This window comes from Pseudomonas sp. W2Aug9, assembly GCF_023127755.1.
In the GTDB taxonomy this organism is placed as follows: domain Bacteria; phylum Pseudomonadota; class Gammaproteobacteria; order Pseudomonadales; family Pseudomonadaceae; genus Aquipseudomonas; species Aquipseudomonas synxantha_A.
The window spans coordinates 196,284-216,657 of the sequence record NZ_SPKL01000008.1 but is presented as its reverse complement, the minus strand read 5'-3'; the positions used below and the strand labels follow the sequence as shown (position 1 = coordinate 216,657).

Genomic DNA, 20,374 nt, shown 5'->3' with positions numbered 1-20,374 from the left:
AAACCTTTAACTGGTTCGTCTAAAGGTTATAGCGGCGGCTTATAACCGCCACTTATCGATCAATATCAAAACTTTTTGATATTGACCTTGCAGGGATTTACACCCGTCACTAGACTGCTGGCCTTATGAACCTACCCGTGCCCTCCCTGCGTCCTGACGACGGCGATGAACTGGCAGCCCTTTGCAAGGCTGCAGGTGATCCGTTGCGCCTGAACGTATTGCGCGCACTGGCCAACGATTCGTTCGGGGTGCTGGAACTGGCGCAGATCTTCGCCATCGGCCAATCCGGCATGAGCCACCACTTGAAGGTGCTGGCCCAGGCCGACCTGGTCGCCACGCGCCGCGAAGGTAATGCGATTTTTTACCGCCGCGCCCTGCCCCATACCGAACAGCTGGGCGGCAAACTGCACGCCGCCTTGCTTGAGGAAGTGGATAACCTGGGCCTGCCGAGCGACGTACAGTCGCGCATCGGCCAGGTCCACGGGCAACGCGCCGCCGCCAGCCAGGACTTTTTCTCCCGGGTTGCCGACAAGTTTCGCGCCCAGCAGGACCTGATCGCCGGCTTGCCCCAATACCGCGAAAGCGTACTGGCGCTGTTGGACAAGCTGAGCTTCAGTACTGAGGCAACGGCCGTGGAAGTCGGCCCTGGCGATGGCGGCTTTCTGCCGGACCTGGCACGGCGTTTCGGGCAGGTGACGGCGCTGGACAACAGCCCGGCAATGCTTGAACTGGCGCGCCAACTCTGTGAACGCGAAGCCCTGGGCAATGTGCGCCTGCAGTTGGCTGACGCCTTGAATGACACCAGCCTGCGGGCCGATTGCGTGGTGCTGAACATGGTCTTGCACCATTTCGCCGCCCCCGCCGACGCCCTCAAGCAAATGGCCGGGTTACTGCACCCCGGCGGTAGCCTGCTGGTTACGGATTTATGCAGCCACAACCAGAATTGGGCCAAGGAGGCCTGCGGTGATCTCTGGCTGGGTTTTGAACAGGACGATCTGGCCCGTTGGGCCACCGCTGCGGGACTCGTTCCCGGGGAAAGCCTCTATGTAGGTTTACGTAATGGTTTCCAGATTCAGGTCCGCCATTTTCAGCGGCCGGCTGGCGACACTCACCATCGGTAAATATCAGGAAAACATCGAGATGAGCGAATACTCCCTTTTCACCTCCGAGTCCGTGTCTGAAGGGCATCCGGACAAAATCGCCGACCAGATTTCTGACGCGGTGCTGGACGCTATCATCGCTGAAGACAAGTTCGCCCGTGTGGCGTGCGAGACGCTGGTGAAAACGGGCGTGGCGATCATCGCCGGCGAAGTCACCACCACCGCCTGGGTCGACCTGGAGCAGATCGTTCGTGACGTGATCACCGACATTGGCTACAACAGCTCCGACGTCGGCTTCGACGGCGCGACCTGCGGCGTGATGAACATCATCGGCAAGCAATCGCCTGACATCAACCAGGGTGTAGACCGTGCCAAGCCTGAAGATCAGGGCGCCGGCGACCAGGGCCTGATGTTCGGCTACGCCAGCAATGAAACCGACGTGCTGATGCCGGCGCCGATCACCTTCTCGCACCAGTTGGTGCAACGCCAGGCCGAAGCACGTAAATCCGGGGTATTGCCTTGGCTGCGCCCGGACGCCAAGTCCCAGGTGACCTGCCGTTACGAAGGCGGCAAAGTCGTGGGTATCGACGCCGTTGTGCTGTCGACACAGCACAACCCGGACGTGTCCTACGCCGACCTGCGCGAAGGCGTGATGGAGCTGATCGTCAAGCACGTGCTGCCTGCCGAGTTGCTGACCAAGGACACCCAGTTCCACATCAACCCGACCGGACAGTTCATCATCGGCGGCCCCGTGGGCGACTGCGGCCTGACTGGTCGCAAGATCATCGTCGACAGTTACGGCGGCATGGCCCGTCACGGCGGTGGCGCGTTCTCGGGTAAAGACCCGTCCAAGGTTGACCGTTCGGCCGCTTATGCCGGTCGTTATGTGGCCAAGAACATCGTGGCTGCCGGCCTGGCCGAGCGCTGCGAAATTCAGGTTTCCTACGCTATTGGCGTGGCGCAGCCTACGTCGATCTCGCTGAACACCTTCGGCACCGGCAAGATCAGCGACGAGAAAATCGTCAAGCTGGTGCGTGAAATCTTCGACCTGCGCCCCTACGCAATCACCACCATGCTCGACCTGCTGCACCCGATGTATCAGGAAACCGCAGCCTACGGCCACTTCGGCCGTACCCCTGCGCAGAAGACTGTTGGCGATGACACCTTCAGCACCTTCACCTGGGAAAAAACCGACCGAGCCAACGACCTGCGTATCGCTGCCGGCCTGTAAGCGTTCGCGCTGTATACAGAAACACCCGGTAAAAAGCCCCGAGCAATCGGGGCTTTTTTGTGGGCGCCTGGATGACTTAGGCTGGGCTCCCTTTTCGAGCAAGGATGCTCATGATGCATATGTTCATGGCTTTTTTTCTCAGTGTTTTATCCAGCTGGACGTGGGCAGAAACGTGCCCCGATCACGCTCACCTGCAACTCGACAGCTTGGCCAGGCAGATCAGCCAGTGGGACGACAGTTACCACCGCCAGGGCCAATCCCCCATCAGTGACGAACTCTACGACCAGGCCCGCCAGCGCCTGGCGCAATGGCGTGAATGCACACGCCAAGCCACGCCGAAAGCGGACAACCCGCTGGCCAGTTCACGCGGCACGTTACGGCACCCAGTCGCGCACACCGGCCTGGAAAAGCTGCCGGACGAACCGGCAGTCAAGGAGTGGCTCAGCACCCGCCAGGACGTATGGATCCAACCCAAAGTCGACGGGGTGGCGGTGACGCTCGTCTATCGCGAGGGCCGCTTGCAGCAACTCATCAGCCGAGGCGATGGCGTGCTGGGCCACGATTGGTCGGCCTCGGCCGCCAGGATCCCCGGTATCGTCCAACAGCTGCCAGACGCGATTGATGTGGTGCTGCAAGGCGAACTTTACTGGCGCCTTGATCACCATGTGCAAGCGATAAACGGTGGGCTCAATGCGCGCAGCAAAGTGGCCGGCCTGATGAACCGGCGACAATTGAGCGACGCTGAGGCGGCAGGCATCGGCTTGTTCGTCTGGGCCTGGCCTGACGGTCCGGCGGACTTCACCGAGCGCCTGGCCACCCTGACGCGCTGGGGCTTCAGCGATACACAGCGTTATAGCCACCCCATTGCGCACATCAGCGAAGCCACTCATTGGCGCACGCATTGGTACAACGCACCGCTGCCCTTCGCCAGCGATGGCGTGGTGCTGCACCAGGCTGCACGGGCACCCGCCGAGCGCTGGCAAGCCAGTGCGCCTTATTGGATGGTCGCCTGGAAGTACCCAGCCATCAAAGCCCTGGCACTGGTGCGCAAGGTGCAATTCAGGATCGGTCGCACCGGGCGCATCACCCCCATCCTCGAACTGGAACCCGTGTGGCTGGATGATCGGCAGATCAGCCGGGTCAGCGCCGGCTCCCTGAAACGCTGGCAAGCCCTGGATATCCGCCCCGGCGACCATGTGTCGATCAGCCTGGCGGGCCAGGTCATTCCCCGACTGGACGAGGTGATCCTGCGCAACGAAACCCGTGTGGACATGCAGCTACCCAACCCTCGCGATTTTCACGCCCTGAGTTGCTGGCAAATGGAGCCCGGCTGCGAAGATCAATTACTCGCCCGCCTCACCTGGCTGAGCGGCAAACAGGGCCTGGCCTTGCCACATATGGGCCGTGAAACCTGGAACATATTGATCCAGGCCGGTCTAATCGCAGGCTTTCTCGATTGGTTAACCCTGGATGCGGCGCAGCTTGCTACCATTGAGGGCTTCGGTGATCGCACTCGTGAGCGAGTGCTCGACAGTTTTAACAACGCCCGGCAACGCCCTTTTTCACAATGGCTCAAGGCCTTGGGCGTACCGCCAGCGGCGCGCAACAACCTGGAGGGCGACTGGCAGACGCTGGCCGCCAAAGACACCCAAGCCTGGCTGGCCTCAGACGGCATCGGCCCGGGTCGTGCAGCGCAACTGAGCGCGTTTTTTCGCGACCCGCAGGTGCAAGCCTTGGCTGAAACATTACGCGAGGCCGGGATAGATGGGTTTTGAACGCCACCCGGCCACCTGATTGCGACCTTGGAGCTTTATAGATGAAATTTCTCGCCCCCTTTGCCTTGCTGACCCTCGCAAGTTTCACAACCATGCCACTGCTGGCCGCCGAAGAAGCGCAACCGCTCACCGGCTGCGCCGCCAAGCGCCAGGCCATCAGCAGCCAGATCGAACAAGCCAAGGCCCACGGTAACAGCGCCCAACAGGCCGGCCTGGAAAAAGCCCTGAGCGAAGTCACCGCCAACTGCACCGACGCCACCTTGAAAAAAGAACGTGAAAACAAAGTGCTCGACGCCAAGCACGAAGTCTCCCGCCGTCAGGCCGACCTCGACAAGGCCATGAAAAAAGGCGATCCGGACAAGATCAACAAGCGTAAGGACAAACTGGCCGAGTCGCGCAAAGAACTACAGGACGCGGTGGAAGAACTCGACCAGTAAAAACGATCAGTGATCGCGGAACTGTTTATGGCAGGCGCTACAGGCGTCTTCGACTTTTTGCACCGCCGGCTGAAGGTTACTGGCCTTGTAGGGTTGCACTTGGCTGGCGATCACCAATTCACCGGTGGCCGCCTCAAGGTCGCGGGCCAGTTGCTGGAACTGCGCCTGTTTCTGCCACACGTCGTCCCTGGCGCTCGTGTGATCTTCTTCGCGCACGCTTGGGAAGTGCTTCCACGGCTCATGGGACAACGCATCCAGCTTGACCGCGCCTTCTGCAAACCTGGCACCGTCGAACGGGATACGCCCGCGCAACATCCCGCCCAGGTCTTCGCCGGTCTTGAGCATCTGCTTGAAGATCGCCTTGCGTTGGCCCAGTGGGGAATTGGGGTCAACACCGCCACAGGCGGACAAGGCCAGGCAGGCCAGCAGTACAACGGTCAGTTTTTTTAGAATCATGATGGCTTCAGGTCACGGGAAACGGCGGCCAGTATCCTCGCCCCGCCCGCAAAGACCAATAGCCCTATTAATAATAAGGGTTGCCCGAATGCAATGAAGCATGGGTAATCGCTTCAGGAAATGCTTACATGAATATCACCGCGAAACCCTGGAGCCGCCGACTCGCGTGGGCTCTGCCAATGATCGCACTGCTGGCCGGCTGCGATGCAGGTAAAGATGCCGGCAAAGAGGTCGCCAAAGAAGAAGCCAAACCCCATGCGGTCGCCACCTATGTGAGCGCACCCTGGGAAGCCTTGCCGGTGGTCTCCGACAGCGATTTGCTGGCCGGTTTTGAATCCTGGCGCAGCGCCTGCCAGCGCCTCAAAGCCGACCCGGTATGGGGCACCACCTGCGCGGCAGCGGCCAGCGTACCGGGCAATGCCGTGGCGGTTCGCGGCTTTCTCAAGGAACACCTCGATGTCTTCGGCTTGCGTTCGGCCAACAACACACCCAATGGTTTGATCACCGGTTATTACGAGCCGGTCTACCCCGGCAGCCTGACCAAAACCGCTACCGCCCATGTGCCGGTCTACGGCGTGCCGGATGACTTGATTATCGTCAACCTCGAAAGCATCTACCCGGAGCTTAAAGGCAAACGCCTGCGTGGACGCCTGGAAGGTCGGGTGCTCAAGCCTTATGACGACGCCAGCACCGTCAACAGCCAGGGCTCCACTGCCAAGCCGATCGCCTGGCTGACCGACCCAATGGACCTGCAATTCCTGCAAATCCAGGGCTCAGGGCGTATTCAACTGGCAGGCGGGCGCCAACTGCGCGTAGGTTACGGCGACCAGAACGGCTACCCGTACCGCCCAATCGGCCGTTGGCTGGTAGAGCAAGGCGAGCTGAAAAAAGAAGAGGTGACCATGGGCGCCATCAGCGCCTGGGCCAAGGCACATCCGCAGCGCATTCCTGAACTGCTGGCGAGCAACCCCAGCTACGTATTCTTCAGCGCACGCCCCGACAGCAACGAAGGCCCACGCGGTTCGCTGAACGTGCCATTGACCGCCGGCTACAGCGTGGCAGTGGACCGCAAGGTCATCCCGCTGGGTAGCCTGTTGTGGTTGTCGACCACCAAACCCGATGGTTCACCGATCACCAGACCTGTCGCGGCCCAGGACACCGGCGGCGCAATCACCGGCGAAGTACGGGCAGACTTGTTCTGGGGCACAGGTGATGCGGCAGGAGAGCTGGCAGGAAATATGAAACAACAAGGGCAAATCTGGATGCTGTGGCCCAAAGGCGCGGCGCTGCCGCAAGTACCGGATGCACCCGCCGGCACCTGACAGACGCTTATAATGAAATGTGGGAGGGGCGGTGCGACGATTCGCCTTGCCCCCTGCCACAAAGGATTTGCATCAGGCGTTAGATCGAGACAAAGAAAAAACTCGCAATCAACGCCATTCCCACGGCCCACACCAGCGAACGCAAAATCGCCCAATCGGCCAGGTAGCAAATGATGTACAGCAGGCGGCTGGTGATAAACAGCACCGCCAGCACATTGATCGTCACCAGTTCGGCGTTGCCGGCCATGTGCGCAATGACCACCGCCGCGGCAAACGCCGGGGTCACTTCAAAGCTGTTGAGTTGCGCATTGTTGGCGCGCTTGGCGACGCCCTCAACGGTATCGAGGAAAGCACGCGGGTCGTGGTTGTGCCGAGCTCCGAACTTGCCCGTGCTGAACTTGGCGACACCCGTGCATAGATAGGGCAGAAAAATTGCGATCAACACACACCAGAAAGCGACTGTCATCACTCATTCCTTTTTTGGATTTATCCGACGGTTAGAGTTTCATCACGAACATGCCGATCAGCACCAACCCACAAGCTATGAGCCGTGGACGGCCAAAAGGTTCTTTCAAGTAACACATGCCGAACAGCACCACCAGGATCACGCTGACTTCCCGCAACGCCACCGCCTCGGCAATCGAGTCCAACTGCATGGCCCAAAGCACCAAAGCGTAGCTCAACAACACGCACAATCCCACGCTCAGGCCCAACCGCCATTGAGTGCGCCAGAACAGGCTGAAGGCCGCACGCTTGCGCACCAGCGCCAGCAACGGAAATGGCCAGGCACTGATCAATGTCAGCCACACCAGGTAATCCAGCGGGTGCGACCAGCACCAGGGCTGTCGCTACCACCAGAACCTCCTCAATTGATTCGTGATGTAACTTCACCTGTTTATACTAAACGCCACCTCGGCGCCCCCCATGCGCCTACATTTCCCTGCTCCAAGGACCCCGGATGCTCGAACTTGTCGCCGCCTTCATTTGCCTCACCACCCTGCTCACCTATGTGAACTACCGCTTTATCGGCCTGCCACCGACCATCGGTGTAATGGTCACTGCGCTGCTTTTTTCCCTGATCCTGCAGGGCCTGAGCTTTATCGGCTATCCCGGCCTGGAAGAGCGCATCCAGCAACTGATCGGCCAGATCGACTTCGGCGACTTGCTGATGAACTGGATGCTCTCGTTCCTGCTGTTCGCTGGCGCCTTGCATGTCAACTTGAACGACTTGCGCAGTTACCGCTGGCCCATCGGCCTGCTGGCCACCTTTGGCGTGTTGATCGCCACCGTGGTGATCGGCAGCCTGGCCTATTACATCTTCGCCCTGTTCGGCTGGCACGTGAGCTTCCTCTACTGCCTGCTGTTCGGCGCGCTGATTTCGCCTACAGACCCGATTGCGGTGCTCGGCGTGCTGCGTACCGCCAATGCGTCGAAACCACTGAAGACCACCATTGTCGGCGAGTCGCTGTTCAATGATGGCACCGCCGTGGTGGTGTTTACCGTGCTGTTGGGTATCGCGCAGTTGGGCGAGACGCCTACCGCGGGCGCCACTGCCCTGCTGTTTGCCCACGAGGCCATAGGCGGCGTGCTATTCGGCGGGCTGACCGGCTACCTCGTGTACCTGATGATCAAGAGTATCGAACAGCACCAGATCGAAGTGATGTTGACCCTTGCCCTGGTGATCGGCGGTTCGGCCATGGCTTCGCAACTGCACGTGTCCGCGCCGATTGCAATGGTGGTCGCGGGGCTGATCATCGGCAACCTGGGGCGCAAGCTGGCGATGAACGACATGACGCGTCGCTACCTGGATGGTTTCTGGGAACTGCTTGATGACATGCTCAACGCCTTGCTGTTTGCGCTGATCGGCATGGAATTGCTGCTGTTGCCATTCAACTGGCTGCACGTATTCGCGGCCAGTTTGCTCGCCGTGGCGATCCTGCTCTCGCGCCTGTTGACGGTGGCCCCGGCGATCTTGCTGCTGCGGCGCTGGCGCACGGTACCGCGCGGTACTATCCGCATCCTGACCTGGGGTGGTTTGCGTGGCGGTGTCTCGGTGGCCTTGGCCTTGGCGCTGCCCTTGGGTCCGGAGCGCGACTTGTTGCTGAGCATCACCTACATCGTGGTGCTGTCATCGATCCTGTTGCAGGGGTTGAGCATCGGCAAGCTGGTCAAACACGTGACCCGGGGCGAACCCCAGGCCACGCCTGAACATCACTGATCTTTTCTAGTCGGCTGCGGATGCCGAGGGTCCGCAGCAGCTTTGCCTGGCAGGCTGCCCTCACTGCGAATCTGCGCATGGCTGATCAGGGCGAAGATAAAACTGCCGCCGATGATATTGCCCGCCAGGGTCGGTCCGGCAAACACCAGCCAGAAATCCTTCCACGGCAGCTCGCCGGCAAACACCAGGTAAGACACTTCCGCCGAACCGACGACGATATGCGTGAAGTCACCCAGGGCCATCAGGTATGTGATCAGGATAATGATCCACATCTTGGCGCTTTCCATTGATGGGATCATCCACACCATGGTGGCGATCATCCAGCCGGAAACGATGCCCTTGGCAAACATCTGGCCAGAGTCGTTCTCCATGATCTTGCGTCCGATTTCAAGAAAGGCCAGGTCGGTCTTGGTATCGAAAATCGGTAAATGCAACATCACATAAGCCACCAGCAAAGTGCCGCACAGATTGCCTACCAGCACGACTGTCCATAGTCGTAGCAGACGTGCAGCATTGCCCAGAGTGGGCTTGCTCATGACCGGCAGCACCGCGGTCAGGGTGTTTTCGGTGAACAGTTGCTGGCGTGCGAGGATCACCGCCAGAAACCCCGCGCAATAGCCAAAACTGGCTATCACCTTGAAGCCCTCGGCGTCCGGCAGGCGTGAATTGAGCAAACCCATCGCCATCAACGACAGGCCCATGGTGAGTCCGGCGGCCAGTGCCGACCACCATAAGGCGGCGACACTGCGCTCCAGCTCCTGGTCGCCCTGGGTACGGATGATTTCGTGAAGAACCGCCGCACGGGGCGGCTGGTTCTTGTCGACGTCCTGCTGCTCTTCCTGCGACAGGTTGGGGGTCTTGCCGTCTGCTTGAGTGGCCATGATGTACCAAAGTCCGAGGGGTGCCTGAAGCTACGACATGCCGCGACGATGGCTGTTCAATGGCCCGGCAATTAAACCGGAATGCGCCACGCCTTGGCCTGTTCCACGGTGGTGGAACTCACGGGTTTGCTCCAGGGTTTATTGCGCGCTTGATAGTATTTGATGATGCCATCGAGCACGCTATTGAAGTCTTGTGGCGTCTTCGCCTCTTTTAAGTCACGCACCGCACGTTGCAGCAACTCAACGTTGGATGCCGGCTGGCCAGGACGGTACAGCGATGGGTAGATGACCTCCCGCGTAAAATTTTCAGCTTTCACCCCGATATCCCGACTTTGCATCTCGGCGACCGCACTGCTCAATACCTTGGACATACTTGGCACACTGCCCGATTTTTGCTTGGCGCCCACCTGTAAAAGCTGCTGGAAATTACGCTGGCCCGGCTTATTCAGACGTTTGCCCAACCACTCGATGTGCTCGGGCCTGCTGGCGAGAGAGTCCAGGTTGCGTAAGGCCGCAGCAATCTTCGGAGTAATCTTCAGGGACGTGTCGGATTGGTTGGCTTCGGTAATTGCACTGTCCAACGCCTCCAACGCCTGTTTCGCCTCATCGCGAAACCGCAGTGCGTCTGCGCTGGCGGGGTCCTTGCGCAATTCACCCTGCACGCTGGCAAGCATTTGATCATCCATCGCCAACACAGCATCGTCCAGGGAGGCGAACTCATGGCGCTCACGTGTCAGTTCACGCTTTTGCAGGTGGCTCGACACCGATTGGCGAGCCTGGGCCTGCAAATGCTGTTTCTGTTCAAGCGTCATGGTGAAGTTGACGGTGCCGTTGAGCAGGCCGCGAAAATCGCCTTTGTTCGAGCTCAACGGCAATGTCACCGTTTGATCCGAAAACGCCTTGAGCCGGTCATCTTGGTAGGTTTCAGCCGCGGTATGCGGCGTGCCTGTGAACTTGTCAGCCAAATGGCTGAAAAAGCCACCGCTCTGGCGCGGTGGTGAACTCTGCTCGGATTCGAACTTGACGATCAGCGATTCGTCCTTGCCCAAAGGGCTCTCCGGAAACGAACGTTCAATGACACCGGGGGCGGGGGTATTGAGGAGCAGCCCTCCGTCTTGAAACGCCGTAACCTCTGCATCCGCCTGAAACCCATGGCCCTGTTCGGACGGGCTCTTGAACAGGCCCGGCAACGCCCCCGAAATAAGCGCAGCACGGGCGATGTCCATATCTGGCGTCAGGCTGGCATTGAACACCACCAACTGTGGACGACCGTCGAACATGCCTGTGCCCGTGATGTTCAGTTGCTTGATCGCCGGAATATGGCGGCTCAACACCTCCAGGTCGCGAAAGGTGGGCCCGGCTCCGGCTTTGAGCCGGTCGGCGATTTGCGTGACTTCAGGCGGGCGGTCCGCCTTGGGCATACGCTCGATATGGGCAAGAATCGATTGACGTGACTGGTTGCGAATCAATTCTTCCAGGGGCTGCCCCTCGGTTTGCAGGCGCGGCAGCAGGGTCAGCAGCAGTTGCGAAATATTGCCGCCCGGGCCAGGTAGATTGCCCGCAAGCTTGCCAAGTTTGGAACTTGCATCCTGCAGCCAGGCCAGGATCGGATCTTTGCTATTGAGCAGGCTGGGCAAGTCGAGGCTGTTCGACAACTGCGTGAACGCCTTCGCGTCCATGCCACTGGCGAGTAACGCTGCAGAAATCGCACCGGCAGACGAGCCCGACACCACCTTGACGCCTTTGAGTTTGTCGGCGTCTTCAAGCGCCTGCACCATCCCGGGAAAGGCAATGCCCTTGGCGCCACCGCCACTGAGCACCAAGTGAGCGGGCGGCGGCGGTGACAGCACCACCTCGACGCGGCCATCGCTATGCCGATAAATACTCAGGTTGCGCTCGCCCACGCCCTTGACCAAAGGCGTCTTCACGTCCTGGCTGAAGGTTTGAGACGAAAGAGGCTTATTTTCTACAACAGAACTGGAGACTTTCATACATGAGGCTCTCTCTACAGGGTGTAGGCCTGAGTGATGAGAGAGCCTCGGAAGGATCCACACGGAATGATTTGGTAACGCAAATCACGTCGCGCAGGTGTTACTCAGAAAGACCGTCGTCCTGGAACTGGTCCTTCACATACTTGATTTCGGTACGGCCATGGGGCGCCGGCAAACCGTCTTCGCCCAGGTTGACGAAGACCATTTTTTCCACCGTCAGGATACTTTTGCGGGTGATCTTGTTGCGCACTTCACAGGTCAGAGTGATGGAGGTGCGGCCGAACTCAGTGGCGGTGATACCCAGTTCAATGATGTCGCCCTGGCGCGAGGCGCTGACAAAGTTGATTTCGGAGATGTATTTGGTCACCACGCGCTGGTTGCCCAATTGGACAATCGCGTAAATGGCTGCTTCTTCATCGATCCAGCGCAGCAGGCTGCCACCGAACAGGGTGCCGTTGGGGTTGAGGTCTTCGGGTTTTACCCATTTGCGGGTGTGGAAGTTCATGATCACTCCAAAGCGTCTTGCCAAATGATGGGCAACATCATGGCAGAGCCAGGGCCCAAGCTCTATGAGCCATTGCCTATCGCCCCCATGCGCGATCTTCATGCCGCCGACAGAAAGGCTTGGGAAGTGCCACATACACGGCTATAATCGCCTCCGTTTCAAAACGGTCATCTTCGATTGATACCGTTCTCCCGCCACCTGTCCGAGGGGCGCTGCAGCAGGTTCAACCTGTCAGGCTCGGATGGGGCGTTGTCCGGCCTGGTTGCCCTGGCCTGATACTAAACGCACAACGGCGCCCATTCGCACACTACGAATGGAGGCTCTCTATGAGCGCTGTAATGACGCCTGCAGATTTCAACGACTACAAAGTCGCCGACATGTCCCTCGCTGCCTGGGGCCGTCGCGAAACCTTTATCGCCGAATCCGAAATGCCGGCCCTGATGGGCCTGCGTCGCAAGTACGCCGCTGAACAGCCGCTCAAGGGCGCGAAGATTCTGGGCTGCATCCACATGACCATCCAGACCGCCGTACTGATCGAAACCCTGGTTGCCCTGGGTGCCGAAGTGCGTTGGTCCTCGTGCAACATCTTCTCGACTCAGGACCAGGCTGCCGCCGCTATCGCTGCCGCCGGTATCCCGGTATTTGCCTGGAAGGGCGAAACCGAAGAAGAGTACGAGTGGTGCCTGGAGCAAACCATCCTCAAGGATGGCGCGCCATGGGATGCCAACATGATCCTCGACGACGGCGGCGACCTGACCGAACTGCTGCACAAGAAGTACCCGCAGATCCTCGACCGCGTCCACGGCGTGACCGAAGAAACCACCACGGGCGTGCACCGCCTGCTGGATATGCTGGCCAAGGGCGAGCTGAAGATCCCGGCCATCAACGTCAACGACTCGGTGACCAAGAGCAAGAACGACAACAAGTACGGCTGCCGTCACAGCCTGAACGATGCAATCAAGCGTGGCACAGACCACCTGCTGTCGGGCAAGCAAGCCCTGGTGATCGGCTACGGTGACGTGGGCAAGGGTTCGTCCCAGTCCCTGCGTCAGGAAGGCATGATCGTCAAGGTCTCCGAAGTTGACCCGATCTGCGCCATGCAAGCCTGCATGGACGGTTTCGAAGTGGTTTCGCCATTCATCGACGGTATCAACGACGGTACCGAAGCAAGCATCGACAAGGCCCTGCTGGGCAAGATCGACCTGATCGTCACCACCACCGGTAACGTGAATGTGTGCGATGCGAACATGCTCAAGGCCCTGAAGAAGCGCGCCGTTGTCTGCAACATCGGCCACTTCGACAACGAGATCGACACCGCATTCATGCGCAAGAACTGGGCATGGGAAGAAGTGAAACCGCAGGTGCACAAGGTTCACCGTACCGGCGCCGGCAATTTCGACCCGCAGAACGATGACTACCTGATCCTGCTGGCCGAAGGCCGCCTGGTTAACCTGGGCAACGCCACCGGTCACCCAAGCCGCATCATGGACGGCTCGTTCGCCAACCAGGTACTGGCGCAGATCTTCCTGTTCGAACAGAAGTACGCCGACCTGTCGCCAGCCCAGAAAGCCGAGCGCCTGACCGTTGAAGTACTGCCCAAGAAACTCGACGAAGAAGTGGCCCTGGAAATGGTCCGCGGCTTCGGCGGCGTCGTGACTCAACTGACCAAGACCCAGGCCGACTACATCGGTGTGACGGTTGAAGGTCCGTTCAAGCCGCACGCTTACCGCTACTGATACATCTGCTGCCCACTCTCCCTGTGGGGGAACGGGCTTTAATGTGGGAGGGGGCTTGCTCCCGATGGCGGTGGGTCAGTCAATATATTTATTAACTGACACTCCGCCATCGGGAGCAAGCCCCCTCCCACATCGACGGTGTACACACTCCGCAATTCTGGGTTTCAAAGGGTATGACCATGTCCCAAGACCGTCGCTACAGCTTCGAGTTTTTCCCGACCAAGACCGATGCTGGGCATGAAAAGCTGATGGCCACTGCCAAGGTGCTGGCCAGCTACAACCCCGACTTCTTCTCCTGCACCTACGGCGCCGGCGGTTCGACCCGCGACCGCACGATCAACACCGTGTTGCAGCTGGAAAGCGAAGTCAAAATTCCCGCCGCTCCGCACTTGTCGTGCGTGGGCGACAGCAAGGCCGACCTGCGTGGTCTGCTGACCCAATACAAAGCTGCCGGCATCAAGCGTATCGTCGCCTTGCGTGGCGACCTGCCGTCCGGCATGGGCATGGCCAGCGGTGAGCTGCGCTACGCCAATGACCTGGTGAGTTTCATCCGCGAAGAAAGCGGCGATCACTTCCATATCGAAGTGGCCGCTTACCCGGAGATGCACCCCCAGGCGCGCAATTTCGAAGACGATTTGCAGAACTTCGTACGCAAGGCCAATGCCGGCGCCAACAGTGCGATCACCCAGTACTTCTTCAACGCCGACAGCTACTTCTACTTCGTCGAGCGTGTACAAGCGATGGGTGTGAATATCCCGATCGTGCCGGGCATCATGCCGATCACCAACTACAGCAAGCTGGCACGTTTCTCCGACGCCTGCGGTGCCGAAATCCCCCGCTGGGTGCGCAAGCAACTGGAAGCCTATGGCGACGACGTCAAAAGCATCCAGGCCTTCGGCGAGCAGGTCATCACCGAGATGTGTGAGCAATTGTTGCAGGGTGGTGCGCCAGGGTTGCATTTCTATACCCTGAACCAATCTGAACCCAGTCTTGCTGTCTGGAACAACCTCAAGCTGCCACGCTGAGGTCTGTTCGGTTGTACCAAGGCCCTCAGACGAGGGCCTTTGTCGTTTTACGTGACCCACGGAACCCCGCAGTCCATGAATACAGTGTCCCCGACTTCCCGCCCGCAACTGGTCTATCTGGTCTTCGGTGCCCAGACCTACCACCAGGAAGCGGTATTCAGCATCGCCAGCGCACTGGCGTTCCTGCAGGACACCCCGGACGCGAACGTGGACATTCAGGTGTTCACCGACAATCCCGAGCCTTATCACCTGCTGCCGGTACGCGTGCGCCCACTGGACGAGGCCACTCGCAAACGCTGGAGCGAGCCCCACGGTTATCATTTCCGCACCAAACACGTGGTACTGCGCCAGGTACTGGAAGAGTCGGAGGTGGCGCTGCTGATCGACACCGACACGTTCTTCCACCATTCGCCCATGGCCCTGTTCGAGCGCGTGCAGCCCGGCACCCTGCTGTGCAACGCCTTCTACACCAAGTACGGCGACAACCACGAAAGCATCCTCTACACCGCCCTGCACCAGCGCCTGCTGGAGATGGGCGTGGCCGACGATGACATGATGACCCTCAATTCCGGGGTCATGGGCCTGACCCAACAGGATGCACACATCCTCGACCGCTCCATCGAATTGATGGATGAACTGTTCCCCCACGCCCAGGGCGCCTACACCCTGGAAGAGTTCTGCCTGTCCATCGCCGCCTACCGCACCGTCAACGTGCGCGAATGCCCGGACCTGATCCACCATTACTGGAGCCGCAAACAGCTGTTCCGGGCCAAGGTCAAGGCGTGGATCGCCAAACACGCCAGTGCCCCAACCAGTGCGCAGGCCCTGGCCGATACCCGCCAGGTCTCCTCGCACCTGCCGCGCCCGCCGCGCTTGCAGCGCTTGATGTACAAGCTGATCACCCTGCTGCTGCCCAAGCACCAGCAACAGTTCATTCGTGAAATCCTCTATGGTTGCTACGAGCACGAAAACGAATTCGATCAGGCCTGCGGCCCGGTTTGGTGGGACAAGGCACGACAAAACCAGGAAGAACGCCAGAAGCGCCCACTGGATGCCCACCAACTGGAACACTGGTTCGCCAACCCCGTGGTGCGGCTGATACTGGGCGAGCGTCGCGCCGCGATCCACGAACACTTGCTGGACGCTCCGGCGAAATAACACCGCCCGCCAATGCGCGTGGTAGAGCTTCTCTTTCTGTCGGGAGCGTCGTAACCTCAAGGTATGCCCGCCATTTTCAAGCTACTGACCGCCGTGCTTTTTTCTTGCCTGAGCCTGGTCGCTCATGGCGAGAAACTGCGCATTGTCACCGAGCCCTGGGCGCCCTATGTCTACGACGATAACGGCACCAGGGCCGGCCTGGATTACGAAACCACAGTGACTGTGTTCCAACGTCTGGGCGTGGAAGTGCAATGGCAATTCCTGCCCTGGAAGCGCTGTCTGGCGATGCTCGAGCAGGGTCACGCCGATGGCGCGCTGGATATTTTCCACAGCCATGAACGCGACGCCCAGTTGCTCTACCCCAGTGAACCCTTGTCGGAAGTCGAATTCGTCCTGTTCTACGCCAATGATCGCCCTCACCCCGCCACAACCCTCGATGAGCTGCGCGGCCTGACTGTCGGCATCTCGCCCGGCTACCTCTATGGCGAGACATTCAGTGGGTCCAGCGCATTCGAGCGCGAGCCTGCCCCCAGCCATGAAGCCAATTTCGGCAAGCTGATGCTCGGGCGCATCGACATGGTCGTGACTGACCGGCGAGTGGGGCAGCACATCATCAAGACGCTGGGCCTTGAGGGCAAAGTCAGCCAGGCGGCAGTGGTGGTCAGCCGCCAACAACAATTTCTCGCGGTGCGCCGTGGAGCCGGCATGGACCTGTTGGTACAGCGCTTTGCCGCCGAGCTCAAGCGCTTCAAGCAAGAGCCGGCCTATGCCGCCTTGAGCGCCAAATATGGTGGGATGCAGGCTCAAACCTCCCCGATATCAGCCTCCGGACACGCCGTTGAGCAGCAGGAAAGCAGCGCGCCGTGATTGCTCTGTTATACTCCGGCCTTTCCGCCAGGCTTACGCCCGGCCGCTCGGGTCTTGAAAAAGGCACCCAACCCAGCTACTGCGCAGCTTTGCAGCCCGCGCGAGCCGGTGGAGTGCCCGCCAGACACAGCAGGACCGGACGGGATTGCGCTCCCCTAAGCGCCATTCACGCCCGGCAAGATTATCCCTTTGGGCCAAGCCCTAACTAAAACAGGATTACTCATGTCCTTTGCTTCCCTCGGTCTCTCCGAGGCTTTAGTCCGCGCCATCGAGGCAGCGGGCTATACCGAGCCTACTCCGGTGCAACAGCGGGCCATTCCCGCCGTGTTGCAAGGTCGCGACCTGATGGTCGCGGCTCAGACAGGTACCGGTAAAACCGGTGGTTTCGCCCTCCCGATTCTGGAGCGGTTGTTTCCCAACGGTCACCCGGACAAATCCCAGCGTCACGGCCCGCGCCAACCGCGTGTACTGGTCCTGACCCCTACCCGCGAACTCGCAGCCCAGGTCCACGACAGCTTCAAGCTGTACGCCCGCGACCTGAAGTTCGTCAGCGCCTGCATCTTCGGCGGTGTCGGCATGAACCCACAGGTTCAGGCCATGTCCCGTGGCGTTGACGTACTGGTCGCTTGCCCGGGTCGTTTGCTCGACCTGTGCGGCCAGGGCAGTGTCGATTTGTCCCACGTGGAAATCCTCGTGCTGGACGAAGCCGACCGTATGCTCGACATGGGCTTTGTCCATGACGTGAAAAAGGTCCTCGCACGCCTGCCGGCCAAACGTCAGAACCTGCTGTTTTCGGCAACGTTCTCCCAGGACATCACGGCCCTGGCCGGCAAGCTGCTGCACAACCCGGAGCGCATCGAAGTCACGCCACCGAACACCACGGTCGAGCGTATCGAGCAACGCGTATTCCGCCTCGCCGCCAGCCACAAGCGCTCGCTGCTGGCGCACCTGATCACCCACGGCGCGTGGGAACAGGTGCTGGTCTTCACCCGCACCAAGCACGGCGCCAACCGCCTGGCCGAGTACCTGGACAAACACGGCCTCACCGCTGTTGCCATCCACGGTAACAAGAGCCAGAACGCTCGCACCAAAGCCCTGGCCGACTTCAAGGCCGGCACTGTGCGCATCCTGGTCGCCACCGATATCGCCGCCCGCGGCCTGGATATCGACCAGTTGCCACACGTAGTCAACTTCGAGCTGCCGAACGTCGATGAAGACTATGTGCACCGTATCGGCCGTACTGGCCGTGCCGGTCGTTCGGGTGAGGCCATTTCCCTGGTCGCACCGGACGAAGAAAAACTGCTGAAAAGCATCGAACGCATGACCAAGCAAAAAATCGCCGACGGCGACCTGATGGGCTTCGATGCCAGCGCCGTGGAGGCCGAGAAACCTGAAGCCCGCGAGCGTCCGGATGTGCGTAACCCGCGCAACCCACGCGGTCCGAAGGGCGATGGCCCGAACGGCGGCGGTGGTGGCGGTGGTCGTCGCGACAAAGGCAAGGACAAGGGCAAGGAAAAGTCCGCCACCAGCAGCCGAGGTGAACGCCCGGCCCGTGAGCAAAAGCCACGTGAAGGCACCCCGGCCCGCGAACAGCGCCAGCCGAGCCAGCCGCCACGCGCCGCCGCTGACCGTGCCCCGGACGAGTTCCTCGACGACGATGTGGATAACTTCGGTAACCGCGTCGACTACGTGCCCCAGGCCAAGCCGGCCCAGGGCCGTGGCCGTCGTCCAGGTGCCCCGGCACAAGGCGCCGGTGCGGGTGCTCCCCGTGGCGGCCAGCCACAGGGTGGCCGTCAGAACGGCCCGCGCAACAGCAGCGGCGGCAGCACCGGTACTCCGCCTGCCAAGCGCAGCGGCCCGCGTAATGGTGCACCGCGTGACGGCCAGGCGCGTCGCGAAGATTCGCGCAGCAACAACCGCCGCCCGGCCCGTGACGACCAGCCGCGTCTGTCCGAGCCAGCGGTGCAAAACCCGCGTGGTGGCCCGGCGCCGAAGATCATCCACAAGGAGTCGAAAGCTGATCGCTTCCCGACACCCGAGCAGTTGGACCAACTGCCAGGCCGTCCTCGTGGTGAGAAACCGGCGCTGCTGACCCGCAACCGCTGAGTTCCAAAGCCATAGGCGTTGACTGTTACAACGCCATCGCGGGCAAGCCCACTCCCACAAGGGAATGCATTTCAAGTGTGGGAGCTGGCTTGCCTGCGATGAGGCCCGGCTAGGCAACACGAATCGTCAGCCAAAAAAATGCCCCGCATCTTTCGATGCAGGGCATTTTTTATGTGCGGCGAAAATTACTTCGCTTTCACACCTTCAAACGTGATGTACAGCTGAACGTTGTCAGACTGTGGACCTACATCCATACCGTCTTTGTTGAATTCCTTGCGGCTGATGTTGGTGGTGCCTTCAAAGCCGGCACGGTAGCCGCCCCATGGATCCTTGCCTTCGCCCAGGAACGTGGCTTTGACCAGGATCGGCTTGGTCACACCGTGGAAGGTCAGGTCGCCGGTCACATCAGCAGTCAGCTTGCCATCAGCATTTTTGCCAGTTGGCTTGACGCTGGTGGAGACGAACTTGGCATCAGGGAATTTGCCCGACTCCAGGAAGTCCTTGCTGTTGACGTGCTTGTCGCGCTCGGCGTGGTTGGAGAACACGCTGGCAGTACGCACGTTAACTTCAATCTTGGCGTCTTCCGGCTTGGCGGCGTCAAAGCTGAACTTGCCGTCCAGGTCCTTGAAGGTACCAGTAATGTAGCTGTAGCCCAGGTGGCTGATCTTGAAATCGACGAAGGCGTGCTGGCCTTCCTTGTCGATCACGTAGTCAGCGGCCATCGCCGAACCTGCGGACAGCAGAGCAGAACCGATTGCCAGCGCAGCGAGTGTTTTTTTCAACATGCTTTCTATTCCTTGTGAGTCGAGGTTGAACATCAGGCTTTGCGCCCCAGCATTCGTGTCAGGGTCGCATCACGATCGATAAAGTGGTGTTTCAATGCAGCCACGCCATGCAAACCGGCGAAGACCACCAACACCCAGGCCAGGTACAGATGCACCCAACCGGCTGTGTCTGCCTGGTCCGGTAGACCGGAAACCACGGCAGGAATTTCAAACAGGCCAAACACCGGAATACCGACACCGTCGGCGGTGGAAATCAGGTAACCGGCAATCATCACGGCAAACAGCCCCAGATACAGGAACGCATGGCCAAATGCAGCACCGATCCGCGTCATACGGCTATAGCTGGCCAGCGGCGGTGGCGGCGGGCTGACCAGACGCCAGACGATACGCACCAGCATGATGGCAAACAGCGTGATGCCAATGCTCTTGTGCAAGTCGGGCGCATCTTTGCGCCAGGCACTGTAGTAGTCGAGGCCGACCATCCACAGGCCCAATGCGAATAAACCAAACACCACCAAGGCGACGCCCCAGTGTAGAACCATGCTGACCCAGCCGTACCGGGCGGGAGAATTGCGTAGCTGCATGTACTTAATCCCGTAAGAACTGTGCCCAAGATTAGCGTTTTACCTATCGAATTAAAGCGGAAAATTTCGCTTTGAAATATCGAGAAATACGATGAAGAGGCTAGGTATCATAAATTAACAAGGGATTAAGACTATTCCCAAGAAACGCGACAGACCGTCCTGCATTTACCGCCAATTGCCCCACAATGGCTTGTGAC

The 20,374-nt window shown here is 59.9% G+C and carries 18 protein-coding genes, 1 pseudogene and 1 riboswitch; of the genes and pseudogenes, 11 read left to right on the top strand and 8 right to left on the bottom strand.

Annotated elements, in window-relative coordinates:
* Positions 1–125: 125 nt before the first annotated feature.
* From E3O56_RS05640 to E3O56_RS05625, 4 genes are all read left to right on the top strand, one after another.
* Positions 126–1,121 carry a metalloregulator ArsR/SmtB family transcription factor gene (locus E3O56_RS05640; protein ID WP_032878998.1) on the top strand — a complete coding sequence of 332 codons (996 nt, stop codon included), beginning with the start codon at positions 126–128 and terminating at the stop codon, positions 1,119–1,121.
* Between the two features lie 19 nt (positions 1,122–1,140).
* A complete protein-coding gene (gene metK / locus E3O56_RS05635; protein WP_032878996.1) occupies positions 1,141–2,331 on the top strand; it encodes a methionine adenosyltransferase in 1,191 nt (396 codons plus the stop codon).
* A 110-nt stretch (positions 2,332–2,441) separates the two neighbouring features.
* A complete protein-coding gene (gene ligB, locus E3O56_RS05630; RefSeq protein ID WP_248127964.1) occupies positions 2,442–4,106 on the top strand; it encodes an NAD-dependent DNA ligase LigB in 1,665 nt (554 codons plus the stop codon).
* 41 nt (positions 4,107–4,147) lie between these two features.
* On the top strand, positions 4,148–4,543 hold the full coding sequence (locus E3O56_RS05625; RefSeq protein ID WP_103734251.1) for a DUF1090 domain-containing protein: 396 nt from the start codon (positions 4,148–4,150) through the stop codon (positions 4,541–4,543).
* 6 nt (positions 4,544–4,549) lie between these two features.
* On the opposite strand, the gene E3O56_RS05620 is transcribed toward E3O56_RS05625, so the two are convergent.
* Complete coding sequence (locus E3O56_RS05620) at positions 4,550–4,999, bottom strand: cytochrome c (RefSeq protein ID WP_032878990.1); 450 nt, start codon at positions 4,997–4,999, stop codon at positions 4,550–4,552.
* 128 nt (positions 5,000–5,127) lie between these two features.
* Here E3O56_RS05620 and E3O56_RS05615 point away from each other — a divergent pair, with 128 nt between their 5' ends.
* A complete protein-coding gene (locus E3O56_RS05615; RefSeq protein ID WP_228309068.1) occupies positions 5,128–6,321 on the top strand; it encodes an MltA domain-containing protein in 1,194 nt (397 codons plus the stop codon).
* Positions 6,322–6,400: 79 nt separating this feature from the next.
* Here E3O56_RS05615 and E3O56_RS05610 read toward each other — a convergent pair whose 3' ends face one another.
* Together E3O56_RS05610 and E3O56_RS05605 are read right to left on the bottom strand one after the other, a co-directional pair.
* Complete coding sequence (locus E3O56_RS05610) at positions 6,401–6,787, bottom strand: MAPEG family protein (protein ID WP_032878985.1); 387 nt, start codon at positions 6,785–6,787, stop codon at positions 6,401–6,403.
* A gap of 31 nt (positions 6,788–6,818) precedes the next feature.
* Positions 6,819–7,154 (bottom strand): annotated as a pseudogene (locus E3O56_RS05605) (EamA family transporter); the annotation flags it as partial.
* A 125-nt stretch (positions 7,155–7,279) separates the two neighbouring features.
* Here E3O56_RS05605 and E3O56_RS05600 point away from each other — a divergent pair.
* On the top strand, positions 7,280–8,539 hold the full coding sequence (locus E3O56_RS05600) for a sodium:proton antiporter (RefSeq protein WP_228309069.1): 1,260 nt from the start codon (positions 7,280–7,282) through the stop codon (positions 8,537–8,539).
* Here the strand turns inward: E3O56_RS05600 and E3O56_RS05595 are convergent.
* From E3O56_RS05595 to E3O56_RS05585, 3 genes are all read right to left on the bottom strand, one after another.
* Positions 8,533–9,420, bottom strand: a complete 888-nt coding sequence (locus E3O56_RS05595) for a formate/nitrite transporter family protein (protein ID WP_248127963.1) — start codon at positions 9,418–9,420, stop codon at positions 8,533–8,535. The two genes, E3O56_RS05600 and E3O56_RS05595, sit on opposite strands and share 7 nt — an antisense overlap.
* Before the next feature lie 71 nt (positions 9,421–9,491).
* Positions 9,492–11,411, bottom strand: a complete 1,920-nt coding sequence (locus tag E3O56_RS05590) for a patatin-like phospholipase family protein (RefSeq protein WP_248127962.1) — start codon at positions 11,409–11,411, stop codon at positions 9,492–9,494.
* Positions 11,412–11,511: 100 nt separating this feature from the next.
* Complete coding sequence (locus E3O56_RS05585; protein WP_032878978.1) at positions 11,512–11,916, bottom strand: hotdog domain-containing protein; 405 nt, start codon at positions 11,914–11,916, stop codon at positions 11,512–11,514.
* A gap of 198 nt (positions 11,917–12,114) precedes the next feature.
* A riboswitch (S-adenosyl-L-homocysteine riboswitch) is annotated at positions 12,115–12,221 on the top strand.
* Positions 12,222–12,242: 21 nt separating this feature from the next.
* Between E3O56_RS05585 and ahcY the strand changes: the two genes are divergently transcribed.
* The 5 genes from ahcY (at position 12,243) to E3O56_RS05560 (ending at position 18,808) form a co-directional block, all read left to right on the top strand.
* A complete protein-coding gene (gene ahcY, locus E3O56_RS05580) occupies positions 12,243–13,652 on the top strand; it encodes an adenosylhomocysteinase (RefSeq protein WP_005792218.1) in 1,410 nt (469 codons plus the stop codon).
* 179 nt (positions 13,653–13,831) lie between these two features.
* Positions 13,832–14,677 (top strand): methylenetetrahydrofolate reductase [NAD(P)H], encoded by an 846-nt coding sequence (gene metF / locus E3O56_RS05575; RefSeq protein WP_005792219.1) that lies wholly within the window; start codon positions 13,832–13,834, stop codon positions 14,675–14,677.
* 75 nt (positions 14,678–14,752) lie between these two features.
* Positions 14,753–15,835, top strand: coding sequence for a hypothetical protein (locus E3O56_RS05570; protein ID WP_032878976.1), 1,083 nt, complete (start codon positions 14,753–14,755; stop codon positions 15,833–15,835).
* 63 nt (positions 15,836–15,898) lie between these two features.
* Positions 15,899–16,702, top strand: coding sequence for a transporter substrate-binding domain-containing protein (locus E3O56_RS05565; protein WP_103734248.1), 804 nt, complete (start codon positions 15,899–15,901; stop codon positions 16,700–16,702).
* A 222-nt stretch (positions 16,703–16,924) separates the two neighbouring features.
* Complete coding sequence (locus E3O56_RS05560) at positions 16,925–18,808, top strand: DEAD/DEAH box helicase (RefSeq protein ID WP_032878973.1); 1,884 nt, start codon at positions 16,925–16,927, stop codon at positions 18,806–18,808.
* Positions 18,809–18,993: 185 nt separating this feature from the next.
* Here the strand turns inward: E3O56_RS05560 and E3O56_RS05555 are convergent, their stop codons facing one another.
* Together E3O56_RS05555 and E3O56_RS05550 are read right to left on the bottom strand one after the other, a co-directional pair.
* Entirely contained in the window at positions 18,994–19,593 is a 600-nt protein-coding gene (locus E3O56_RS05555) for a YceI family protein (protein ID WP_014720298.1), read from the bottom strand.
* Between the two features lie 32 nt (positions 19,594–19,625).
* Positions 19,626–20,177 (bottom strand): cytochrome b, encoded by a 552-nt coding sequence (locus E3O56_RS05550; protein WP_032878972.1) that lies wholly within the window; start codon positions 20,175–20,177, stop codon positions 19,626–19,628.
* Between the last annotated feature and the right edge of the window lie 197 nt (positions 20,178–20,374).